Origin of the sequence: Sphingomonas sp. (assembly GCF_050725575.1) — a bacterium.
Taxonomy (GTDB): domain Bacteria; phylum Pseudomonadota; class Alphaproteobacteria; order Sphingomonadales; family Sphingomonadaceae; genus Sphingomonas.
This window is the reverse complement of record NZ_JBOHHW010000015.1, coordinates 98,407-121,084: the sequence shown is the minus strand read 5'-3', so window position 1 is coordinate 121,084 and position 22,678 is coordinate 98,407. Positions and strand designations below refer to the sequence as shown.

Annotated in this window: 15 protein-coding genes; 9 read left to right on the top strand and 6 right to left on the bottom strand. The window is 64.9% G+C overall.

All coding sequences use genetic code 11. The features are described 5' to 3' along the window. Positions 1–102: 102 nt before the first annotated feature. The 3 genes from kduI to manD all read right to left on the bottom strand — a co-directional run bounded on the left by kduI (position 103) and on the right by manD (position 3,418). Positions 103–942, bottom strand: a complete 840-nt coding sequence (gene kduI, locus ACRECS_RS12720; protein WP_431583336.1) for a 5-dehydro-4-deoxy-D-glucuronate isomerase — start codon at positions 940–942, stop codon at positions 103–105. Between the two features lie 114 nt (positions 943–1,056). Then, positions 1,057–2,088 carry a LacI family DNA-binding transcriptional regulator gene (locus ACRECS_RS12715; RefSeq protein WP_431583335.1) on the bottom strand — a complete coding sequence of 344 codons (1,032 nt, stop codon included), beginning with the start codon at positions 2,086–2,088 and terminating at the stop codon, positions 1,057–1,059. 118 nt (positions 2,089–2,206) lie between these two features. Continuing rightward, complete coding sequence (gene manD, locus ACRECS_RS12710) at positions 2,207–3,418, bottom strand: D-mannonate dehydratase ManD (protein ID WP_431583334.1); 1,212 nt, start codon at positions 3,416–3,418, stop codon at positions 2,207–2,209. 133 nt (positions 3,419–3,551) lie between these two features. Between manD and ACRECS_RS12705 the strand changes: the two genes are divergently transcribed. The 9 genes from ACRECS_RS12705 to ACRECS_RS12665 all read left to right on the top strand — a co-directional run bounded on the left by ACRECS_RS12705 (position 3,552) and on the right by ACRECS_RS12665 (position 18,013). After that, positions 3,552–6,029, top strand: a complete 2,478-nt coding sequence (locus tag ACRECS_RS12705) for a glycoside hydrolase family 3 protein (protein WP_431583333.1) — start codon at positions 3,552–3,554, stop codon at positions 6,027–6,029. After that, positions 6,020–7,174, top strand: coding sequence for a glycoside hydrolase family 88/105 protein (locus tag ACRECS_RS12700; RefSeq protein ID WP_431583332.1), 1,155 nt, complete (start codon positions 6,020–6,022; stop codon positions 7,172–7,174). Before ACRECS_RS12705 ends, ACRECS_RS12700 begins: the two co-directional genes overlap by 10 nt. Then, positions 7,171–9,072, top strand: a complete 1,902-nt coding sequence (locus tag ACRECS_RS12695; protein ID WP_431583331.1) for a hypothetical protein — start codon at positions 7,171–7,173, stop codon at positions 9,070–9,072. Before ACRECS_RS12700 ends, ACRECS_RS12695 begins: the two co-directional genes overlap by 4 nt. Positions 9,073–9,166: 94 nt before the next feature. Next, complete coding sequence (locus tag ACRECS_RS12690) at positions 9,167–12,154, top strand: TonB-dependent receptor (protein ID WP_431583330.1); 2,988 nt, start codon at positions 9,167–9,169, stop codon at positions 12,152–12,154. A gap of 83 nt (positions 12,155–12,237) precedes the next feature. Continuing rightward, positions 12,238–13,413, top strand: coding sequence for an alginate lyase family protein (locus ACRECS_RS12685; protein ID WP_431583329.1), 1,176 nt, complete (start codon positions 12,238–12,240; stop codon positions 13,411–13,413). Between the two features lie 29 nt (positions 13,414–13,442). After that, positions 13,443–14,558: an aldose epimerase family protein gene (locus ACRECS_RS12680; RefSeq protein ID WP_431583328.1), complete on the top strand. Its 1,116-nt coding sequence runs from the start codon at positions 13,443–13,445 to the stop codon at positions 14,556–14,558. Further along, positions 14,555–15,727, top strand: coding sequence for an alginate lyase family protein (locus ACRECS_RS12675; RefSeq protein ID WP_431583327.1), 1,173 nt, complete (start codon positions 14,555–14,557; stop codon positions 15,725–15,727). The genes ACRECS_RS12680 and ACRECS_RS12675 overlap by 4 nt, the downstream gene beginning before the upstream one ends. A 142-nt stretch (positions 15,728–15,869) precedes the next feature. Continuing rightward, positions 15,870–16,721, top strand: coding sequence for a 2-keto-4-pentenoate hydratase (locus tag ACRECS_RS12670; RefSeq protein ID WP_431583326.1), 852 nt, complete (start codon positions 15,870–15,872; stop codon positions 16,719–16,721). Continuing rightward, the gene (locus tag ACRECS_RS12665) at positions 16,721–18,013 is read left to right on the top strand and encodes an MFS transporter (protein ID WP_431583325.1); all 1,293 of its coding nucleotides are present in this window, start codon (positions 16,721–16,723) and stop codon (positions 18,011–18,013) included. Before ACRECS_RS12670 ends, ACRECS_RS12665 begins: the two co-directional genes overlap by 1 nt. Positions 18,014–18,482: 469 nt before the next feature. On the opposite strand, the gene ACRECS_RS12660 is transcribed toward ACRECS_RS12665, so the two are convergent. From ACRECS_RS12660 to ACRECS_RS12650, 3 genes are read right to left on the bottom strand one after another with little or no spacing between them, the layout of a single operon-like run. Further along, positions 18,483–20,030, bottom strand: coding sequence for a DHA2 family efflux MFS transporter permease subunit (locus ACRECS_RS12660; RefSeq protein ID WP_431583324.1), 1,548 nt, complete (start codon positions 20,028–20,030; stop codon positions 18,483–18,485). Between the two features lies 1 nt (position 20,031). Beyond that, positions 20,032–21,186 carry an HlyD family efflux transporter periplasmic adaptor subunit gene (locus ACRECS_RS12655; RefSeq protein WP_431583323.1) on the bottom strand — a complete coding sequence of 385 codons (1,155 nt, stop codon included), beginning with the start codon at positions 21,184–21,186 and terminating at the stop codon, positions 20,032–20,034. Next, the gene (locus ACRECS_RS12650) at positions 21,186–22,655 is read right to left on the bottom strand and encodes an efflux transporter outer membrane subunit (protein WP_431583322.1); all 1,470 of its coding nucleotides are present in this window, start codon (positions 22,653–22,655) and stop codon (positions 21,186–21,188) included. The genes ACRECS_RS12655 and ACRECS_RS12650 overlap by 1 nt, the downstream gene beginning before the upstream one ends. Positions 22,656–22,678: the final 23 nt, after the last annotated feature.

Sequence of the window (22,678 nt, the reverse complement as noted above, 5' to 3'; positions counted from 1 at the left end):
GGGTGGGGTCGGGGGTGGGCTCGCGCTATCCTGAAAGCGCATCGGTCGAGGAGGGCGCGAGCCCACCCCTAACCCCTCCCGCAAGCGGAAGGGGGAATGAAGTTAAGCCAGCTGGCAGATATCCAGCACGTTCATGTCGGTATAATCCTGGTTCTCGCCCGCCATCGCCCAGATGAATGCATAGGCCTTGGTGCCCGATCCCATATGCACTGACCAGGGCGGGCTGATCACCGCTTCTTCGTTGGCGATGACGATGTGCCGAAGCGCGTCGCCCTCGCCCATATAATGGAACACGCGGTCGGCCGGGCCGTCGAGTTCGAAGTAGAAATAGATCTCCGACCGGCGCTCATGGATGTGCGGCGGCATGGTGTTCCACACGCTGCCGGGCTTGAGCACGGTCAGGCCCATGACCAGCTGCGCGCTGTCGCACACGCCGGGAATGACGAGCTGGAAGATGGTCCGCTCGTTCGATTCCTCCAGGCTGCCGCGCTCCAGCGCATTGGCGTCGCCAATGCCGAGCTTGCGGGTGGTGAAGGCCTTATGCGCCGGGCAGGAGGCGAGATAGAAGCGCGCGCCCTCGCCGGAGAAGAGCACCTCTTTCGCGCCCATCGTGACATACAGGCAGTCGCGGTTGCCGAGCGTGAAGGTCTCGCCATCGACGGTGACCACGCCGTCCACCTTGCCGACATTGACGACCGCCAGTTCGCGCCGCTCAAGGAACGGATGGCCGGCCGCGGAGGGCGGCTCGGTCTGGTCGGGCAGCTTCACAGGGCTGCTGCCGACGGCCACACCGCCGATCACGAAGCGATCGGCATGGGTGTAATTGAGCGCGCACTCGCCCTCGCGGAACAGATCCTGGATCAGGTAGCGGTCGCGCAGCTCGTCATTGGACACGCACTCCATCATGTCGGGGTGAGTCGCGTAATAGGTCCGGTCGAACATGGGGAGGATCTCCGTTGAGTGGTCAGGCCGCCAAAGCGGCGGGGAGGGTTGAGAAAGATCGGGCAGTGCCGCAAGTAACCGGTGTCAGAGGCGATGTCAGCGGGGCCATCGACATTATTCTGGCTGCGGCCGCGCGACCGACGAGCGGCGGATCAGCTTCGACAGGAATAGCGACGGCTCCTCGATGCCGTTATCGTCGTCGAGCGTGCCGGCGAGCAGCTTCAGCGCGGCGGAGCGCGCCATCGAGGTGATCGGCCAGCGCACTGTGGTCAGCGGTGGCCAGACATGGCCGGCGATCTCGGTATCGTCGAAACCGATCACCGACAGGTCCTGCGGCACCGCCAGGTTGCGCTGGCGCGCCGCGTGCAGCACGCCCGCCGCCATCTCGTCGTTCGAAGCGAAGATCGCGGTCGGCATCGGCACCTGATCGAGCAGGCGATTGCCCGCCTCGACCCCCGAATCGAAGCGGTAATCGCCATTCGCGACTAGCCCGCGCGGCAGCTTGATCCCCGCTTCGGCCAGCGCTTTCTCGAACCCGGCACGGCGCTCCATCGCCGAGCGGAAGCCATGCGGGCCGGTGACCAGTCCGATACGGCGATGGCCCTGTTCGATCAGGTAGCGCGTCGCCTCGGTCACCGCCTCGGCATCGTTCGATGCGACTGAATGATGATCGTCGTCGAGCTTGGCTGAGCCCATCCGGACATAGCGGCAGCCGAGCGACTCGCACAGCCGGGCGAGCTCGTCATTCTCCGAAATCGGCGGCAGCAGCAGCACGCCGAACAGGCGCTGGCGTTCGAGGAAATGCCGCACGTCATCGAGCATTGCCGGCGACCCGCGATCGACCGGCCGCACGACCAGCGCGAATTCGGTCTCGCGGATCGCTTCGAGAATGCCCTGCTGCACCCCCAGCACCATCTGCGAATTGGGGTTGTCGTGGATCAGCCCGATCAGGAAATTGCGCCTGAGCGCAAGGCCGCGCGCCTGCGGATTGGGCGTATAGCCGAGCTCGCCGATCACGGTCTCGACCCGCAGCCGGGTTTCGTCGCTCAGCAGGGGGGATCGGTTGATCACCCGGCTGACGGTCTTCTTCGACACACCCGCGAGGCGAGCGACGTCGTTGATGGTTGGATTGCCGCCTGTTTTCATGGGGAGGGAGCATATCGCCGCGTCCGGGGCTTGGCGAGCGCCGCGGTGCGGCGCGCGATCGGCGTCGCCGCGCGCGCGGGAACGGCGTGGTCGCGGTGGGGGTGACACGTTGTGCCGCTCACCAGGAGAACATGGTGCCGTCTTCGAGACGGTTCACCGGGAGATAGGCGCGCTTGTAGGGATATTGCGCGGCAAGGACCTCATCGATCTCGACCCCGAGGCCGGGCTTGTCGCCGGGATGCATCGCGCCATTGGCGAAGGTGTAGGCGTGCGGGAAGACCTGATCGGTCTCGGGCGTGTGGCGCATATATTCCTGCACCCCGAAATTGGGCACCGACAGATCGAAGTGCAGTGCGGCGGCCATGCACACCGGCGACAGATCGGTCGCACCGTGACAGCCGGTACGGACATTGTGCAGATCGGCAAAGCTGGCGATGCGGCGCAGATGGGTGATGCCGCCGGCATGGACCACGGTCGCGCGGATATAATCGATCAGCTGCTCCTCGATCAGCTGCTTGGCGTCCCAGACCGAGCTGAAGATCTCACCCACCGCAAGCGGCGTGGTGGTGTGCTGGCGGATCAGGCGGAAGCTCGCCTGATTCTCGGCCGGGACGGCATCCTCGAGCCAGAACGGGCGATAGGGTTCGAGATCCTTGCCCAACCGCCCCGCCTCGATCGGGGTCAGCCGGTGATGCGCATCATGCAGCAGATGCACATCCCAGCCGAGCGCCTCGCGCGCTTTGGCAAATAGCTCAGGCACCGAGCGAAGATATTTCTCGGTCGACCACAGATTCTCGGTCGGCAGATCGGCATCGGCGGGTTCGTAGAAATAGCGGTCCTTCGACACGCCATAGGTCGAGGCAAGCCCCGGCACGCCCGATTGCAGGCGGATCGCCTTGTAGCCCTGGCGCTGATAATCGAGTGCTGCCTCGATCGTCTCGTCGATCGTCGCGCCATTGGCATGGCCATAGACCATCACCCCGTCACGGTTTGCCCCGCCGAGCAGTTGATAGAGCGGCAGGCCGGCGATCTTGCCCTTGATGTCCCACAAGGCAGTGTCGACCGCAGCGATCGCCGACATGGTCACAGGACCCCGTCGCCAATACGCACCCTTGTAGAGATATTGCCAGATATCCTCGATGCGGTGCGCATCGCGGCCGATCAGGCACGGGATCACATGATCGGTCAGATAGCTCACCACCGACAGCTCGCGACCGTTCAGGGTCGCGTCTCCCAGACCGGTGACACCATCATCGGTCTCGATCTGCAGGGTAACGAAGTTGCGGCCGGGGGACGTGACAATGACGCGAGCATTCTTGATTGTCGGCATTAGCGTCCCTCCCATCTCGTTTTTTCGAGCTGTTGCGATAGTTGTCGTACAACTTTATTGACAGAGCCAGCGAAAAAGGAAAAGTGTTTTGTTACCGGTGTCATAAAATTGCCAGCCGGTGGGAGGATGTAGGATGATCTGGAAGTCCCTGACGGGTTGTGCGGCGGTGCTTGCGCTCGCGGTGCCCGTGATCGGCGTGGCGCAGAATGCGCCGGTCGTGCATCCCGATCAATGGCCGGCGGTCAACCCGCCGCCGCCTGCTGACCCGGCGATCGAGCGGCGCATCGATTCGATTCTGGCACGCATGTCGCTCGACCAGAAGGTCGGCCAAACGATTCAGGGCGATATCGGCAGCGTCACGCCCGAGGACGTCGCGACCTATCATCTCGGCTCAGTGCTCAATGGCGGCAGCTCGTCGCCCGGCGGTGATGAATTCGGCCCGGCCTCCGCCTGGGTCGCTGCCGCCGACGCTTATTATGCCGCGTCGATGCGCCCGCAGGGCGATCTGCCGCGCATCCCGGTGATGTGGGGCAGCGACGCGGTTCATGGCCATAACAATATCGTCGGCGCGACGCTGTTCCCGCACAATATCGGCTTGGGCGCGGCGCGCGACCCCGCTTTGATTGGGCGAATCGGCACGGCGACGGCCGCTGAGCTGCGCGTGACCGGGCTCGACTGGACCTTCGCCCCGACGATTGCGGTGGCGCGAGACGATCGCTGGGGCCGGACCTATGAGAGCTTCTCCGAAGATCCGGGGATCATCGCCGATTATGCTACCGCCTATGTCGAGGGGCTGCAGGGCAAGCGGGGGGCGGCTGACTGGCTCAAGGGGCCGCACGTCATCGCCACCGCCAAGCATTTCCTCGCCGATGGCGGCACGCTCGGCGGTCGCGACCGCGGCGATGCGCAGATTTCCGAAGCCGATCTGATTCGGCTCCATGCCACCGGCTATGTCGCAGCGCTCAATGCCGGCGTGCAATCAGTGATGGCGTCTTTCTCAAGCTGGAACGGCGCCAAGATGCATGGCAATCCCGATCTGCTGACCAGCGTACTCAAGCGCCGCTGGGGCTTTGACGGGCTGGTGGTCGGCGACTGGGATGGCCATGCCAAGGTGGAGGGCTGCACCGCGACCGATTGCCCCGCATCGATGAAGGCAGGGCTCGACATGTATATGGCGCCCAATAGCTGGCGCGCGCTCTATGCCAGCACGCTGGCCGCCGCACGTTCCGGTACTCTGCCAATGGCGCGGCTCGACGATGCCGTGCGGCGCATCCTGCGCGTGAAATTGCGCGCCGGGCTGTTCGAGGCGGGGGCGCCTTCGACCCGGCCGCTGTCGGGCAAATATGCGTTGCTCGGATCGCCCGAACACCGCGCCATCGCGCGTCAGGCGGTGCGCGAATCGCTGGTGCTGCTCAAGAATCGCGGCGTGTTGCCGCTCAAGTCTTCGGCACGCATCCTTGTCGCGGGCGATGGCGCCGACAACGTCGCCAAGCAGTCGGGCGGCTGGACGCTGACGTGGCAGGGCACCGGCACCAGGCCCGAGCATTTCCCTGGCGCGCAATCGATCTGGGCCGGGGTGCGCGATGCCGTCACCGCCGGCGGCGGGTCCGCCGAACTGGCGGTCGACGGGCAGTATAAGACCAGGCCCGATGTCGCGATCATGGTGTTCGGCGAAGATCCCTATGCCGAATTCCAGGGTGATCGTGCCGACCTGCTGTTCGACGACACGCGCGATGCGCTCGGCGTGATGAAGCGCCTGAAGGCGCAAGGGGTACCCGTCGTTGCCGTCTTCCTCTCGGGGCGTCCGCTCTGGGTCAATCGCCACATCAATGCCGCCGACGCGTTCGTTGCGGCGTGGTTGCCGGGATCAGAGGGCGGCGGCGTTGCCGACATGCTGTTCGGCAAGCAGGAGTTTCGCGGCAAGCTGTCCTTCTCCTGGCCGGCCAAAGCGACGCAATCGCCGCTCAATGTCGGCGATGCGAATTACGCGCCGCTCTTCCCTTTCGGCTATGGCCTGACGTTTGCCGACCGCAGCCCGGTCGCGCCGCTATCGGAGGAGTCCGGCATCGACCTGTCCGCGCTCGCCAAACCGATCGGGCCATTGTTCGACGGCGGCCGAGCGATCACTCCGCGCACGCTGCAGATCGATGGGGCGAATGACAGCCCGCAGCCCGTCACCGGCGTGGCGGATAATGGCGCGCTCGCCATTCGCCCGGTCGATCGCGACCGGCAGGAGGATGCGCGCGAAGTCAGCTGGAGTGGCCGTTCGCGCGGTACGCTGCTGATCGCCAATCCGCGCCCCGCCGACCTGTCGCGCACCGGTCCGCTTGCCCTGGCAATCGCGCTACGGGTCGATGCCGCGCCCGCCGGGCCGGTGACGCTCGAGCTGCGTTGCGGGGCCGGCTGCACCGGCAAGCTCGATGCGACCAAATCGCTGACCGCGCTTGCCGGGCGCGGGTGGCAAAGCCTGACAATACCGCTCGGCTGCCTGGTCGGCGCCGATCTGTCCAAAGTGAGTGCGCCGTTCGCCCTCACCACCGCCAACACGATGCGGCTGACTTTGTCGTCAGTCGCGATCGTCGAGATAAAGGGAAAAGCCGTATGTCCATGATATTTCTCGCGCCGATCGCCCTTGTCGCGGCCGCCGCGACTCCGGCCGAACCCGCCATGCCGCAGCGCACGGCGATCCTCGCCGCCACGCAGCGTGTCGCCGACTGGCAGCTCGCGCATCTCGACACCTTCGATCACATGCCGGCGGCATCGAAGAGCGTGCAGAATCCGCGCGACTGGCAACAGGCGACCTTTTGGGCCGCGCTGACTGAACTTGCCGACCGCAGTCGCAAGCCCGATTATGCCAGGGCGCTGCTCGACCTCGGCCGGAAGGAGCAATGGCGGCTGGGCGACAAGCCCTTCCATGCCGATGATCAGCTGATTGCCCAGGCCTGGCTATGGGCGGCGAAACATGGTGCGGGCGATGGCGCGATCGTCCCGGCGCGCGCCTATTTCGAGAATGTGTTCGCCCATCGCCCGACCGGCGATCTGGCTTTCGTCCTTGGCCCTCCCGGTAGCGGCGATCCGCCCTGCACGCAGCGCTGGTGCTGGTGCGACGCGCTGTTCATGGCGCCGCCGACGCTACTGCGCATGGCGCGCGCGACCGGTGACCAGCGTTACGCGACCTTCGCGCATCAGGAATTCCGCGCCACCACCGACTATCTGTTCGACAAGAGCGAGCACCTCTTCTTCCGCGACAGCCGTTTCTTCGACCGCCGCGATGCGGCCGGGCGCAAGCTGTTCTGGAGCCGCGGCAACGGCTGGGTGATGGCGGGCCTTGTCCGCACCATCCAGATGCTCGACGCGAACGACCCCAAGCGCCCCTATTATGTGTCGCTGTTTCGCGAAATGGCGGCGCGGCTCGTCACGTTGCAAAAGGCCGATGGTTATTGGGCACCTTCGTTGCTCGATAATGGTCCTGACACGCCGCCGGAAACCAGCGGCACCGCCTTCTTCACTTATGCTTTTGCCTGGGGCGTCGACACCGGTGTGCTCGACCGCAAGACCTATCGCCCGGCGGCGATCAAGGGCTGGGCGGCACTGCAGCGCGCAGTGCAACCCGACGGCAAGCTCGGCTGGGTGCAGCAGGTCAGCGACCGACCCGACAAGGTCGCGAAGGAGGATACGCAATATTACGGCACCGGCGCTTTCCTGCTTGCCGGCACGGCAATGGCGGATCTCGCGCGCCATGGCGGTGGCCGGTGATGCGCCACGCGATGCTGGGTGCGCTTGCCCTGCCGATGCTCGTCGCGGCTGCCCCTGCGCCGGGAGCGGACCGCTGGGCCGATCGGCCGCATGGCCCGACCTATCTCACAGCGCCGCCGATGCACGACACAGTCGACAAGCGCCTGATGCCGCAGCTCGAAGCATTGCTTGCACAGTTGCTGAGGGAGAAGCGCGCCATGACCTTGGGCGGGGTCAAGGTCTTCGAAAGCGGCGACAAGTTCCTGCCCGGCAAGATCGCCATCGCCATGTCCTACCGGCTGCTCGACTTGCCCAAGGACGATCCGCGGCTGGCACAACGGTTGGCCGATTTTGCCGATATCGCTGACCTGACGATCGACGACACCAATGATACCTGGGGCATGTATTACTACATGTCCGCGCTGCATCAGCTGAAGGAAGCCGGGCTGCTCGACCGCGCGGTGCGCCCTGCGACGCTCGCCAAATTGCGGTTGAAGCTCGACTGGCATCGTTTCGTGCGGCCCAATTTGACGCTGATCGACCTGCCCAATAATTATTTCGGCGTCGCGTTCAGCGTGGCGCGGCTGCGTTTCCTGCTCGGCTGGGAGGATGCCAGCGGCAGCGACGCGTTGCTCGCCAAGACGCTCGACCATTATCGCCGCTATTCGGGCAAATATGGCTTTGCCGACGAGACCGAGGGCGAGGGACGGTTCGACCGTTACAGTGTGCTGCTGATCGGCGAGATCGCCCAGCGCCTGGTCGAAACCGGCATGACCCCGACGGCGGAGGTCAAGGGCTGGCTCAGGCGCTCGATCGACCTGATGCTGCCGCGTTTCAACCTGGAGGGCGAGGGCTTCGAATATGGTCGCAGCATCGGCCCATATGGCGAAACCGCATTCCTCGAAGTGCTCACCGCGGCCGCCCGGCTGAAAGTGCTGACGCCGCAGGAGGAGCGTATGGCCTATGCTTTCTCCAGCCGCATCGCCGCGCGCTATATGGACTTCTGGGTCGATGCCGGCACCGGATCGGTCGATATGTGGGATCAGGGACGGCGCACCGACGCCTATCGTGGGAAGCACCGCATTTTCGGTGAAAATCTCAGCCTGGCGCGCCAATATATCTACACCGACGCGATCTGGAACGGCCTTGGCTATCGCGGCAAGGCGCCGGCCGGCGCCGATTATGCCCGCTGGCTGAAGACGCTGCCGCGTGTCACCACGACCTGGTTCGCGCGCGGCGATCATGACCGTGCGCTGGTCACGATACGCGACGGGGAGCAGGTCATCGGCCTGCCGATCATCAACGGGTCGGAGGGGCAGCATATGCACAACCCCTATTTTCCGGTGCCGTTCTCGCCGGGCATGCTGCAGGGATCGGCTGACGCGAGCTACCCTCATCTCGTCCCGCGCATCACCCTTGCCGACGGCAGCGTGCTGATGCCGCTCGCTTACTTCAAGGGCGTGACGATCACCCGTCGCGGCGCGGTGACCGAGGTGAGCTGGCGCCAGGATGCGCTCGACCTGATGGGCGGGGCCAATGCCAAGGCCGATGGGCGTGTGACGATCGCGACGCGCTATGTGCTCGCGCCGGGCAAGATCACGCGCAGCGATACGATCACCTCAAAGCCTTCGGTGGGGATCGCGCGGATCGACCTGGAGTTCGCCAGCTTTTCGCGCGATGTGACGCAACAGGGGACATCGGCGATTCGATTCGGCACTGGTGAGGTGTCGGGATTCACGACGCAGGGGGTGGGCGATTGTACCGCGCAACCAATCTCTGCCGAGCCTTATCGGGCGCCGACAGGCCCGTTCAATACGCTCATTCGCTGCGGCAAGAGTCTGGATTCCAAAGATATATCAGCCCCAGACACCGTCAAAATCGCCTGGACATTGTCATACAACTCTCGAAATCGGGATTGACACGGCCCGTGACGCAGCTAGTTTCGCGCAGCAATGACACCGGTGACAATCGGGTCATGAGCGCGAAATGCGCTGACGAAACGGGGAGGATTACATGACCAACACCACCAAGCGCCGCCACATGATCCGGGCCATCCTGCTCACCTCGGCTGCCGGAATCGGCCTGTCGCCGCTCGCCGCGACAGCCGCGGAGCCCGTGCCTGCTCCCGTGGCGACGGCACAGGACCAGGCAATTCCTGCGGTCGACACTGCCGACATCGCCGAGCAGGAGCAGTCGAGCGAGGATATCGTTGTGACGGGCGCCCGCGCCACACAGCGTTCGTCGATCGAACTCAAGCGTGATTCCTCGGTCATCGTCGACGGTCTGGTCAGCGACGAGATAGGTGCGACCCCGGACAATTCGGTCGGCGACACGCTGGAACGTATCACCGGTGTCACCGCCGACCGCTTCAAGGGCAATGCCAATGAATTGTCGGTGCGCGGCTTTGGTCCGACCTTCACCCTGGCAACGTTCAACGGCCGCGAAGTCTCGACCGCCGGGCCCGACCGCTCGGTCGCGTTCCAGCAATTTCCGTCGGAACTGGTCAACGGCGTACTGGTCTACAAGACGCAGCAGGCCGATTTCCTGGAAGGGGGCGTCGGCGGCGTGATCGAACTGCGCTCGATGAAGCCGCTCGATTACGGCAAGCGCCGCATCCAGGCCGAATTCCGCGCGGATTATCAGCCCAAGGACAATGACGTCTATCAGCATGACGGCATCGGGTACCGCGCCAACATCTCCTATACCGATCAGTTCAAGACCGGCATTGGCGATATCGGCATCAGCATCGGTTACCAGCGTCAGGACACCACCACGCCGGAGGATTATTACAACGCCAACGCGACATTCCAGGCCTGCAATACAAGCGCGAACAATGCCGGGCTGGTCATCGCGCCCGCCGCCCAGCTCGTCACGGCGGGTAGCGGCGTTAACTGTGCGCTTGCGACTGGCCCGCGCACCGCGGCGCCGACCACAGGCGCCCCGGCGATTCCCGTCGGTGAGACGCGCGGCCAGACCTATTACGCCAATTCATCGCGCAGCTTCCGCACGCAAAAGACCGCCGAAGTCCGCGATGCGATCATCGGTGCGCTGCAATGGCGCCCCTCGCCCGATTTCGAAATTGCGCTGGACGGGCAATATTCCAAGCGCGACAGCCTGGAGGACCGCAACGTACTGTCGATCGCCGAGGGACTTCGCGGCATCCAGCCGCTGATCATCGGCAATGGCAACAACGGTTATTCGCCCGGTGCATTGATCAGCTATCGCGGCAATTCGAATATCGAGAACCAGCTCGAGACGCGCCAGCGCAACGAGGAATATCTCGGCGGGGGCCTGAGCCTGATCTGGACGCCCGATCGCTGGACGATCAGCGCCGACGGCTCCTATTCGCGCTCGCACCGCACCGAGACGCAAAAGGCGACGCGGATGCGCTCGACCAATCGGGTCGGCTATACGCTGACCTATACTGACGACAATGTCGTGCCTAATGTGGTGTTCGATAATTTCGACGTGACCAACCCCGCCAATTTCCTCGCACTGGGCAATACTGCCGTCTATGCGCGCAACCGTTTCGTCACTGACCGCAAGGACGAGATCTGGGCCGGCCGCTTCGACGTGACGCGCGAACTTGACGGGTTCCTGACCTCGGTCAAGGTCGGTGGCCGCTTCTCGAGCCACAACCGCACCAACGACAATGCGCGCAACACCGATCTCAACACCATTCCCGGCACGTCCGCCCAGGTCGCGGCGATCATCACCACCGCCAATCAGAATTGCCGCGTGCCGTTCACCACCACCTCATACATGGCGGGACAGGGCACCAACCTGACCAACTGGGCGACATTCGACAATGACTGTCTGTACCGTGCCTTTGCCGGCAGCGACGATGCCTTGCCCTATCCGACAGATGGCCGCGACCCGAGCGACATCGACGTTACCGAGCGGATCTACGCCGCCTATGCGATGGCGAATTTCCGTTCGGATCTGGGCAGCGTGCCGTTCAGCGGCAATGTTGGCCTGCGTTATGTCCGCACCGACATCACCTCGATCGGCTATCGACAATCCTATCTGATCAGGGTCGACACCGGGGCCGACAATTATGTCGTCGCGGTCGATCCGGCGGGAACATTGACCTCGAATACCGCCAAGGGCCGCTACAGCTATCTGCTGCCGAGCGCGAACATCGCCTTCGACCTGACCGACAAGTTGAAGTTCCGCCTTGCCGCGTATCGCGCGATCGCCCGGTCGGGCATCGAAAGCTTCGGCGCCGGCATTACGTTGACTCCAGGCACCGGCACCGGCGCCAACAACATCATCCTCAACGCGACCACCGGTAATCCGGATCTGAAGCCTTTCCGCGCGTGGAACGCCGATGCGTCGATTGAGCTCTATGCGTCGAAGGATACGATGCTCGCGGTCGCGGGCTATTACAAATGGGTCAAGGGCGCGGTGATCGGCCGGTCGGAACCGATCCCGACCGACGTCACCATCACCACCATCACCGATAATGGCGCGCCGCAGGTGCGAAACCTGACGATCAATCCGGTCGGCCCGGCCAATGACCTCGACACACGTCATCTCTATGGCGTGGAGGTGACGGCGAGCCACGCCTTCACCTGGCTTCCGTCGCCGCTTGACGGCTTCGGCGTCACCGGCTCGGCCAACCGCGCCTTTGCCGATTTCGAATTCCCCGATACGTCGACGCTCGCGCCGTTTCTCGATCCATCGAATCTGATCGGCCTGTCGAAATTCACCGCCAGCGGTTCGGTCTATTTCGAAAAATGGGGTGCGTCGCTGCGTGCGTCGTATCGCTACCGTTCATCCTATTACAAACCAAATGGCGGCACCAATCGCGAGGTACGCGGGGCGGACTATATCAACCTCTCGGCGCAATATGATCTGACCAAGAACATCCAGCTAAAGGCGCAGGCGCTCAACATCACCAGCACCAAGGATGTGTTCTACAAGGGCGGCTATGACAGCATCGCCGAGGTCAGCAATACCGGGCCGCAATATTTTCTCGGTGTCCGGGTGCGCCTGTGATCTGGACCGGCAAAGCGACTCTTCTCCCCGCTCTTGCCGTTTTCGCCGCTGCCGGAACCCCTTCGGCAGCGGCGAATTTTTCCTTGCGCGCGCCCGCCAAGCTATCGGCATGCCGCGCAGAGGACGGATATGCCGCAGCGTTCGGCGGACGGCGCACTTTCTATCTCAAGCCTGACCAGCTCGAAGCGATCAAGGCAGCGCGCGACAGCGATCCGGCGGTAGCGAAAGCCTATGCCGCATTGATCGAGCGCGCCGACGCGGCGCTCAAACGTAAGCCCGGATCGGTGATGGACAAGACCACCATCCCCTTGTCCGACGATCGCCACGATTATCTCAGCATCGCGCCTTATTGGTGGCCCGATCCGGCCAATCCCTCGGGTCCCTATTTGCGTCGCGATGGCGAGGTGAATCCGAAGCGCGACACAAAATCCTACGACCGCACCGCGATCGGCCGGATGAGCAGCGATGCCGAAATATTGTCGCTCGCCTATTATTACAGCGGCGACCGCAAATATGCTGACAAAGCCGCACAGGTCATCCGTACCTGGTTCCTCGACCCGGCGACGGCGATGAACCCCAATGCGACATTCGCCCAGGCCGTGCCGGGCCGGGAGAATGGCCGGGCCGAGGGTGTACTCGATACCAATGCGTTTCAGCCGGTGGTCGATGCGGTCGGGCTGATCGGTCCGTCGGGTGCGCTGAGCGCTGCGGAGAACAAGGCACTGGAAGCGTGGTTCGGCCGCTATATCGACTGGATGCTGACCAGCCCGACGGGGCGCGAGGAACAGGCGGCGAAGAATAATCACGGCATGTGGTTCGACGCGCAGCTCACCCAATATGCGCTGTTCGCCCGCCGCCCGGACATTGCGCGCAAGACCGTGACGGAATTCCCAAAGCGCCGCATCGCCGTGCAGTTCGATCCGTCGGGCTCGCTCCCTGCCGAACTGACCCGCACGCGCAGCTTCCATTATTCGATCTACGCGCTCGAGCCGGCCTATGACGTGGCCGAGATCGCCGGCTGCCTCGACCTCGATCTGTGGAATTATGCCGACGACAAGGGCCGGGGCCTGCGCAAGGCGACCGATTTCCTGAGCGCCTATCGCGGCGAGCAGGCGAGCTGGCGCTACAAGGAAATGAAGTGGCCGGCGGGCGAACTGGATGCGTTGCTGACCCGTGCCGATTGGGCCTGGGGGCCGGGGCGCTTTCCCCGATCCAGCGAAGGCACACTCGCGCTCTTCTATCGTATCGACGCGCGTTGATGGCGTTGCCCCGCCTCCTCCGATGGGCGTTGACGCTGCCAGCGCTCGGCCTGCTGACTGGCGCGGCGGTGCCCCGTGCGGCTGTTTCGACCTCGTCCTACGGCACGCTCGCCGATGGTCGCGCGGTGCAACGTTACACCCTGACCAATGGAGGCGGCATGACGGTCGAGATCATCGACTATGGCGCGGCGATCGCGCGGATCAGCGTGCCGGATCAGGCGGGCAGGATCGAGAATGTCGTCCTCACGCCCGGCGACCTAGCCGGGTTCGTCGCTGGTCGCCGCCGCTATGGCGCGATTGTCGGGCGCTATGCCGGGCGGTTGCGCGGCGCGGTGCCGGTCGCCGGCAAGACCTATCCGCTCGCGGTCAATGCCACCGGCGTCACGTTGCATGGCGGCGATCCCGGCTTCGACCGCGGGCTATGGCAGGGGCGGACCTTCACAACTCGCCAGACGGTGGGGGTCGAACTGGTTCTGCACAGCAAGGACGGCGAGCAAGGCTTTCCCGGCGCGCTTGTGGTGAAAGCGCGTTACAGTCTGGCGCGCAACGCCAATGTCTTGACCCTCGACATCGCCGCGACGTCGGATCGGCCGACCGTCGCGAACCTGACCAATCACAGCTATTTCAACCTGTCGGGCAATAGCGGCAGCGTGGCGTGCCACAGCCTTGCGGTCGATGCGCGGCGCTGGGTCGCCACCGACGCGCGTCGCCTCCCGACCGGTGCGCTGCTGCCGGTTACCGGCGGTCCGCTCGACTTTTCGAAAGCACGGCAACTCGGCCCCTTGCTGCAGTCGGCCGATCTGCTGATCGCTGACGGGCTCGACCATATGTTGGTGCTCGATCGTGGCGGGACGGCGCGGCTCAGCGATGCGGTATCGGGCCGCACGATGACTGTCGCGACCACCGAGCCCGGCATGCAGGTCTATACCGCCAATGTGCTCGACGGCAGCGACCGGGATGCCGCGGGCCGGCCGCTGGCGCGTCATGGCGGCATTGCGCTGGAGACGCAGCATTTCCCCGACAGCCCATGGATTGCCGCCTTCCCGCGCACGCGCGTGTCGCCGGGTCATCCGCTGCGCTGGCACACGCAATGGGCATTTGCGGCCGGCAAGCCGACCCCCTGTGATCCGGGAGCCGCCACATGATCGCCCGACGCGAATTGCTGATCGGTACGGCCTGTCTGGCGCTGACCGGTCGGGCGATTGCCGCGCCCGCGCCGCTCGACCTGGCGGCGATCGAACGTGCGCGGGTAATGCGGTCCGGATCGACCTTTCTCACGCGCGCGCCGCGCACGATCACCGCCATTTCCGCACCGCGCAGCCCGGGGACGCGTCACGATTATTATTCGGAAGGGGATTATTGGTGGCCCGATCCAGCCAACCCGAATGGCCCCTACATTCGTCGCGACGGCTTTTCCAACCCTGCCAAGTTCGACGGGCACCGTGATGCGCTGATCCGTTTCGGGGTGGAGATGCCGGCGCTGGCCGCCGCCTGGTCACTGTCGAAGGATGCGCGTTACGCACATCACGCGGTGGCGCATCTCATGGCCTGGTTCGTCGATCCGGCGACGCGCATGACGCCCAATCTCGCGCATGCACAGGCGATCATCGGCATCAATACCGGTCGCGCCATCGGCATTATCGATACGCTGCAGATCGTCGAAGTCGCGCGCGCTGCCGAGCTGCTCGGCCGCACCGATGCACCCGGCTATGCAGCGATCCGCGCGGGCGTCGAGGGCTGGTTCCGCGCCTACCTCTCCTGGCTGACCACATCGGCGGCTGGCAGGGAAGAGCGCGACCAGACCAACAATCACGGCACCTGCTGGTTGCTTCAGGCCGCGGCCTTCGCATCGCTGGTCGGCGACAGGGCGGTACTCGACGACGCGCGCGCTCGGCTGACCGGGACGATCATCCCGCACCAGATCGCCCCCGATGGCAGCCAGCCGCTCGAACTCGCCCGGACCAAGCCGTACAGCTATTCGCTGTTCAATCTCGACGTGCTGGCTGGCGCGTGCCGGCTGCTCGCGCGCGACAATGACCTGTGGCATTTCGCCACCGCCGATGGGCGCGGGATCGGCAAGGCGATCGCCTTCATGGCGCCGTTCATCCGCGACAAGCGGACCTGGCCCCATGCAAAAGATGTCGAATATTTCGACGATTTGCCGGTGCGCCAGCCGAGCCTGTTGTTCGGTGGCGAGGCGCTGGACCGTGCCGACTGGCTGACGCTGTGGCGCTCGCTCAATGCAGACCCGACAGTGGCCGAGGTGGTGCGCAACTTCCCGATCCGCCAGCCTTTATTGTGGCCGGTCGCGTGACCATTCTCTCCGCCTGTACAAAGGCCCAGGCCGCATCGTCGGTCGCTTGCCCGGCCTGTGATTCGCTCGCTGCGGCACAGACCGACACATTTGCCGGGCGGCAATTCGACCCCGGCGACAGTATATATCATGGAAGGACGGCATGACTCGCGACACTTTACCAGGCGATACGGCAACGCTTCACGACGGGCTGCAATCGACCGCTGCCCGTTTTGTCGCCGCACGCCGCGATGCGCAGCCGCTGGGCGATTATCCCGGTGTGCTGCCGCAATCGCTCGAGGATGCCTATGAGATCCAGCGCCTGGCCATCGGCCTGCGCGGCGGCACGGTCGGCGGGTGGAAGGTCGGGCGGATCAATCCGCCGGCCTCCGACCGGCTCGGCGCCAACCGTCTTGCCGGGCCGATCTTCGCTGACAGTATCGCGACGGACAATGGCGATACGGTGGCGATGTCCGTGATCGGTGGTGGCTTTGCCGCCGCCGAAGCGGAGTTCATTCTGCGTATCGGCGCCCGACCCGACCCGGCCAAGACCGAGTGGACGCTGGAGGAGGCACGGGCGCTGGTCGACCGCGTTGCGATCGGCATCGAGATCGCCAGCTCGCCGCTCCCGACCATCAACGAGCTTGGGCCGGCAGTGACGGTCTCCGATTTCGGCAATAATAACGGCTTGCTCGTTGGCGCCGAATTACCCGGCTGGCAACACGCCGATCTCGATGCGATCCCGGTCACGCTGTTGATCAACAGCATCGAGGTGGGCAGCGCGACGACCGCGACCATGCTTGACGGGCCATGGGGCGCGGTGCGCTTCATTGCCGGGCTGGCGGCGCGACGCGGTGTGCCGCTCGAACCCGGCCAGTGGATTTCGACCGGCGCGGTAACTGGCGTACACCCGGTCGAAGCGGGCGACCGGGTCGAGGCCCGCTTCGGCACGACATTGTCGATCGACTGTATCATCGCCGCACAGAACGGCGCGAACCATCCGGGAGAGAGCTAATGCCGACACGCGATACAGTCGTGGCCAGTGCCGCTGAACGGATGGGCCGCTATCGCTGGCTGATCTGCTCCCTGTTGTTCGCCGCGACGGCGATCAACTATGTCGACCGGCAGATGATCGGGGTGCTCAAATCGACCATCTCGGGTGATCTCGGCTGGTCGGAGACGACCTTTGCCGATGTGATCTTCTGGTTCCAGGCGGCGTACGCGATCGGCTATCTCAGTTTCGGGTGGATCGTCGACCGGCTCGGTGCGCGGGTCGGCTATTCGATCGCGTTCGTGATCTGGACGGCGGGCCATACGCTGTGCGGCTTCGTGTCCACCGCGGCGCAATTCTCGATTGCGCGCTTCATCCTCGGCGTCGGTGAATCCGGCAATTTCCCGTCGGGCATCAAGGCGGTGTCGGAATGGTTTCCGGCCAAGGAACGCGCCTTTGCCACCGGTGTGTTCAACGCCGGCGCCAATATCGGCGCGGTGCTGACGCCGCTGCTCGTGCCGGTCATCACCATCGCCTATGGCTGGCGCATGGCGTTCATCATCACCGGCGCCGCCAGCCTGATCTGGCTCGTCGCGTGGATCGCGCTGTATCGCCGGCCGCGCGAAAGCACCAAGGTCGGCGCGGCCGAGCTCGCTTATATTGAAAGCGATCCGGTCGATCCGGTCGAGCGCATCAGCTGGTTCAAGCTGTTACGCTATCGCCAGACCTGGGCGTTCGCGCTGGGCAAGTTCATGACTGACCCGATCTGGTGGCTCTTCCTGTTCTGGACGCCCGATTTCCTCGGCAAGGCGTACGGCCTCGATCTGCTGACCTTCGGTCCACCTTTGGTGGTGATCTACCTCATCTCCGATTTCGGCAGCGTCGCCGGTGGCTGGGCGTCGTCGAAGATGATGAAGCGCGGCCTGCCGGCCAATCGCGCGCGCAAGCTGACCATGCTCGCCTGCGCGTTCCTGGTGACGCCGATCTTCTTCGCGCAATATGTCGACCATCTCTGGGCCGCGGTCGCGATCCTCGGTCTCGCCACCGCCGCGCATCAGGCCTGGTCGGCCAATCTCTACACACTGCCGTCGGACATGTTCCCGCGCGCGGCAGTCGGATCGGTGGTCGGCATTGGCGGCACGGCGGGCGCGATCGGCGGCATGCTGATGGCGAAGTTCGTCGGCTATGTGCTGCAAACCACCGGCAGCTACACGCTTATCTTCGCGGTTGCCGGCAGCGTGTATCTGATCGCGCTGGCGCTGATCCATATCCTCGTGCCGCGCATGAAGCCGGTCGAGGTGATCGCGACGACGTGAAGTGCGTTCCCCGGCGGTTTGAGGGAATCGCCGGGGAATGTCACGGATGCCCCAGCGGCCTTCGCCGCGTGCTGTTTCATGCTGTTTATCAGCGGCAATTTTTTCACTGCTGTTAAGTTGGATTTCGGGCCGGATTTTCTGGCGTATTTTCAATACTTTGCTGGCAAATATGCTGTTATTAAATAACAGCATGGAAACAGCAGCATAACAGCACGCACCCGGTGCTGTTCCGCGCGGAACAGCACCGGCGATCACCCTATATTTCCAGTCATGTCAAAGAGCGGCGGCGGCCCGTGGATGGGCTTGTCCTGACACCCGGATGGCATGAACCGCTACAGGTTTGAATCATTCGAGATCCGCGCAGAGGCGATCGAGCCCGGGCAGGAGGCCAGTGCCGTGAAGGGCTGTTCCCCGGCGGGGGGCCTGTCGCCGGGGAACAGCCGGGGCTGCGGGATCCGGGTTTCGGACCCTAATGCGCCGCGCCCATCCCGATGCCGCCCTTTGGCTTGGGCGCGAGCCATACGATCGCCGCTGCGATCAGGAAGATCACGAAGGCGAGGGTGAAGACATGAGTGGCGCCGATCGTCGAGGCTTGCGCATCGACCAGCCGGTCGACCGCGCCGCGCGCCTGTTCGGTCGACATGCCGCGTGACTCCATCGTCGCCATGGTCTCGCTGACACCATTGAGCGAGGGCACCATGTCGGAGCGGCTGACCCGCGACGCACTGTCCCAAGCAGTGGTCGCCATGGCCGTACCGACCGCGCCGCAAAGGGTGCGCACGAAGCTCATGATACCCGCGGCCGACGTGGTCTCGCTCGGCTTCACCGCCGACAGCGCCAGCGCGGTCAGGCCGATGAAGAAGAACGGCATGCCGATCCCCTGCAGCAATTGCGGCATCGACAGCGTCCAGAAATCGGAATCCGTGCTCCATCCCGCCCGCAACAGCGACATCACCGCCAGCCAGGTGATCCCGGCACAGACCGTGATGCGGAGATCGACCTTGCCGATCAGCCGTGCGGCAATCGGCGACATCAGCACCGCGAACACACCGACGAACGCCGTCGCATAGCCGGCTTCGGTCGCAGTATAGCCGACCACCGATTGCAACCACAAAGGCGTCAGCACGACCGAGGCGAAGAAGGCGCCGAAGCCAAGCGCCACCGCGATCGTTCCGACGGTGAAGCCGCGATGCCGGAACACCTTGATGTCGACGATCGGGTTCTTTTCGCCCAGTTCCCAGATCACGAAAGCGGGGAAGCCGATCCCGGCGATGATCGCCATCGCGACGACAAAGGGCGAGGAGAACCAGTCATGCTCGCGCCCGGTGTCGAGCATCAGCTGGAACGCACCGACCCACACCACCAGCAGGACCAGGCCGACAATGTCGATGCCGACCTTGGCCTTCTTGGTTTCGAACGGTGTGATCAGCCGGGTGACGACGAAGATGCACAAAGCGACGACCGGCAGGTTGATGAAGAAGATCCACGGCCAGGACCAATTGTCGCTGATCGTTCCGCCCAGGATCGGGCCGGCGACCGGTGCGCACACCGTGGTCATCGCCCATAGCCCCATGGCCGCGCCCGCCATCTTCTTGGGAAACACGCGCAGCAACAGGCTCTGCGACAAGGGCATCAGCGGCCCGCCCGACAATCCCTGCAGGATGCGGAAGACAACCAGCATTTCCAGGCTGCGCGACAGGCCGCACATCATCGAGAAGAAGCCGAAGCCAAGCAGCGACATGATGAACCAGCGCACTGTGCCGAAGCGCGAAGCGAGCCAGCCAGTCAGCGGCACGCTGATCGCGTCGGCCACCGAATAGGAGGTGATCACCCAGGTCCCCTGGGTCGGTGAGATCGCCAGCCCACCCGCGATGTGCGGGACCGAGACATTGGCGATCGTCACGTCGAGGACGACGACGAAATTGGCGAGTGCGAGCGCGATGCCCGCCAGCAGCAGTTTCCCGCCGCTCAATGGGGTCGGCTCGACCTCACTCCCCGGATTTTCAGTGTCGGCCATCTCACTTGCCGCGCGTGTCGATGACGGCGTCCATCGTCAGGCCGACGCGCAGCGGATGAGCGTTCAGGTCCTTCGGATCGATCGTCACGCGCACCGGCAGGCGTTGCACCACCTTGACCCAGTTGCCGGTCGCGTTCTGCGCCGGGATCAGCGAGAAGGCGGCACCGGTGCCGCCGGCAAAGCCGGTGACCGTGCCGTGGAACACCACGTCGCCGCCATAATAGTCGGAGGTCAGTTCGACCGGCTGGCCGATCTTCACATGGCGCAGCTGGCTCTCCTTGAAATTGGCGTCGACATAAGCACTGGCGATCGGGACCAGAGTCATGATCGGTACGCCGGCAGCAATGCGCTGGCCGACCTGTACCTGGCGGTTGGTAACGATGCCGTCGACCGGCGCGCGGATCACGGTGCGCGCCAGATCGAGCCGCGCCTTGTCGAGCCGGGCGCGTGCGCTCGCCACATCGGGGTTGGTATCGATCGTGGTGCCGCGCACCAGCGCTTCGCTCGCCACGGCGTCGCCGCCGGCCGAATTCTGCGTGGCGATGGCGGAGGTGATCCCGGCCTTGGCCAGCTCGCGTGCGGCACGCGCGCTGTCATAGGCGGCGCGCGCGCTGCTCAGTTCCTCGCCCGATGCCGCCCCGCTGCTGATCAGCTGCTGGCGGCGGGCAAGCTCGATCCGGGTGCGTTCAAGCGTCGCATCGGCGTCGATCAGGCGCGCGCGCGCCTGGGCGATCTCCGCGTCGCGCGACTGGACCCTGGCGCGGGCGGAATCCGCCTGTGCCGCGGATTGCCCGAACCGCTGCTGCGCCAGACGCAGCGCGGCCTCGGCGGTGGCGACGTCGATCTTCGCATCGGCATCATCGAGGACGACCAATATGTCGCCCTTCTTCACGGCCTGAGTCCCGCCGACACGGACTTCGGTCACCGGGCCGGAGACGAGCGCCGTCACCTGCGCCGAATCCGCGCCGACATAGGCATTGTCGGTGTGGACGCGTCCGGCCTCGAAGATGAAATACCACAGGCCCCACAGGACCGCGATCACCACCACGACAATGGCGAGGATGGTCAGCAGCCTGCGGCGCTTGCCGGCGGTCGGCGGAGCGGCGGCGGTTTCGGTTTCGATTGCGACTGGCTGTGGTGTCGGGGCGTCGGCCATTATTTTATCTCCCCCATCATCTTGGGTGTCATGCGGTAGCCACCACCGACCGCGCGGATCAGTGCGATGTCGAGCGCGACACGACGTGCCTCGAGATCGACGACGGCGCGCCGGGTGGTGAGTTCGAAATCATCGGCGGTCAGGACGGGCAGCAGTGTCGACAGCCCGCCTTTGTAGCGCAGCGCCGCGATGCGGCTGGCGTCGGTGGCGGCGGTCAGCGCTTCGCGCTGCTGTGCGAGCCGCTGGCCGAGTGCGTTCTGGCTGGCCACCGCATCGGCGGCTTCGCGCAGCGCGGCGATCAGCACGCCATCATATTGCGCAACCGCGGTATCGTAATTGGCGCGCGCCTCGACATAGCGACCGCGGATGCGCCCGCCGTCGAAGATCGGCAGCGAGACAGCCGGTCCGGCATTGCCATAGCTGGATCCGCCCTTGAACAGCTGGCCGAGTCCAAGCGACTGCAGCCCGACCACCGCCGACAGGTTGATATTGGGATAGAAATCGGCCTTTGCGACCTTGATCCGCTTGGCCGCCGCCTCGGCGCGCAACCGCGCCGCAACGATGTCGGGGCGGCGCCCGATCAGGTCGATCCCGGCATTGTCGGGCAATCCGGCCGAGGTGGGGGAAAGCGTTGGTCGCGCGATCGTGAGCCCGCGATCGGGTCCGGCGCCGATCAGCGCCGCCAGCCGGTTGCGGGTCAGTGCGATCGCTTCGTCAAGTGCGGCGATGTCGGCGCGGGCGGCGGGGACGCGCGATTCCGCCTGGCGCTGGCTGCCCAGCGCATCGACGCCGACCGCAACGCGCTCGGCGGTCAGTTTCGCGGTCGCGCCGCGCACGCGCAGCGCCTCGACCGCGACATCGCGCTCGGCATGATATTGCGCCAGCTCGGCATAAGCAGCGGCAACATTGGTGGCGAGCATCAGCCGCGCCTGATCGGCATCGACTCGCGCCGCTTCGGCTTCGGAAGTCGCAGCGGCCAGCGCGGCGCGGTTCTTCCCCCACAAGTCGAGGTCGAACGAGGCGGTCGCGGTCAACCGGCCGGTATCCTGGATGCCGTCGGGCACGAACTGCGGCGGGATGCCGAGAGTCTTGCTCTGCTTGTTGCCGCCGGCTGTGCCGTCAACGCTCAGGCTGGGCAGCAATGCGGCGCCGGTCTGCCGCGCCAGCGCGTCGGCGGCGTTGATCCGCGCCACTGCGGCGGCCACGTCGGGCGAGGCTTTCAGCGCTTCGTCGATCAGCCCGTTGAGCTGGGGGTCGCCAAACGCCGTCCACCATGCCGCCTCCGGCCAGGCCTGAGTCGTGCTGGTGGTGGTCCGCAACGTTTGCGCCGAGTCGAGCGTCGCGGCACTGCGCGGTTCGGGCTTGGTGCCGAGATCGGGCACGGTCACGCAGCCGCCCAGCGGAGCGGCAAGGAGTGCGGCGGCGAGCGCGACGGGGCACGCCGAAAAGGAAACGGAGAATCGACGCATGGTCAGGCCTGATACTATCTGGT

Bases quoted from the DNA above. Each gene is read 5' to 3' on its own strand.
- ACRECS_RS12700 (WP_431583332.1), top strand. From the start codon at position 6,020: ATGTCCATGATATTTCTCGCGCCGATCGCCCTTGTCGCGGCCGCCGCG.
- ACRECS_RS12660 (WP_431583324.1), bottom strand. From the start codon at position 20,030: ATGGCCGACACTGAAAATCCGGGGAGTGAGGTCGAGCCGACCCCATTG.
- ACRECS_RS12675 (WP_431583327.1), top strand. From the start codon at position 14,555: ATGATCGCCCGACGCGAATTGCTGATCGGTACGGCCTGTCTGGCGCTG.
- ACRECS_RS12670 (WP_431583326.1), top strand. From the start codon at position 15,870: ATGACTCGCGACACTTTACCAGGCGATACGGCAACGCTTCACGACGGG.
- ACRECS_RS12705 (WP_431583333.1), top strand. From the start codon at position 3,552: ATGATCTGGAAGTCCCTGACGGGTTGTGCGGCGGTGCTTGCGCTCGCG.
- ACRECS_RS12655 (WP_431583323.1), bottom strand. From the start codon at position 21,186: ATGGCCGACGCCCCGACACCACAGCCAGTCGCAATCGAAACCGAAACC.
- ACRECS_RS12715 (WP_431583335.1), bottom strand. From the start codon at position 2,088: ATGAAAACAGGCGGCAATCCAACCATCAACGACGTCGCTCGCCTCGCG.
- manD (WP_431583334.1), bottom strand. From the start codon at position 3,418: ATGCCGACAATCAAGAATGCTCGCGTCATTGTCACGTCCCCCGGCCGC.
- ACRECS_RS12665 (WP_431583325.1), top strand. From the start codon at position 16,721: ATGCCGACACGCGATACAGTCGTGGCCAGTGCCGCTGAACGGATGGGC.
- kduI (WP_431583336.1), bottom strand. From the start codon at position 942: ATGTTCGACCGGACCTATTACGCGACTCACCCCGACATGATGGAGTGC.
- ACRECS_RS12690 (WP_431583330.1), top strand. From the start codon at position 9,167: ATGACCAACACCACCAAGCGCCGCCACATGATCCGGGCCATCCTGCTC.
- ACRECS_RS12650 (WP_431583322.1), bottom strand. From the start codon at position 22,655: ATGCGTCGATTCTCCGTTTCCTTTTCGGCGTGCCCCGTCGCGCTCGCC.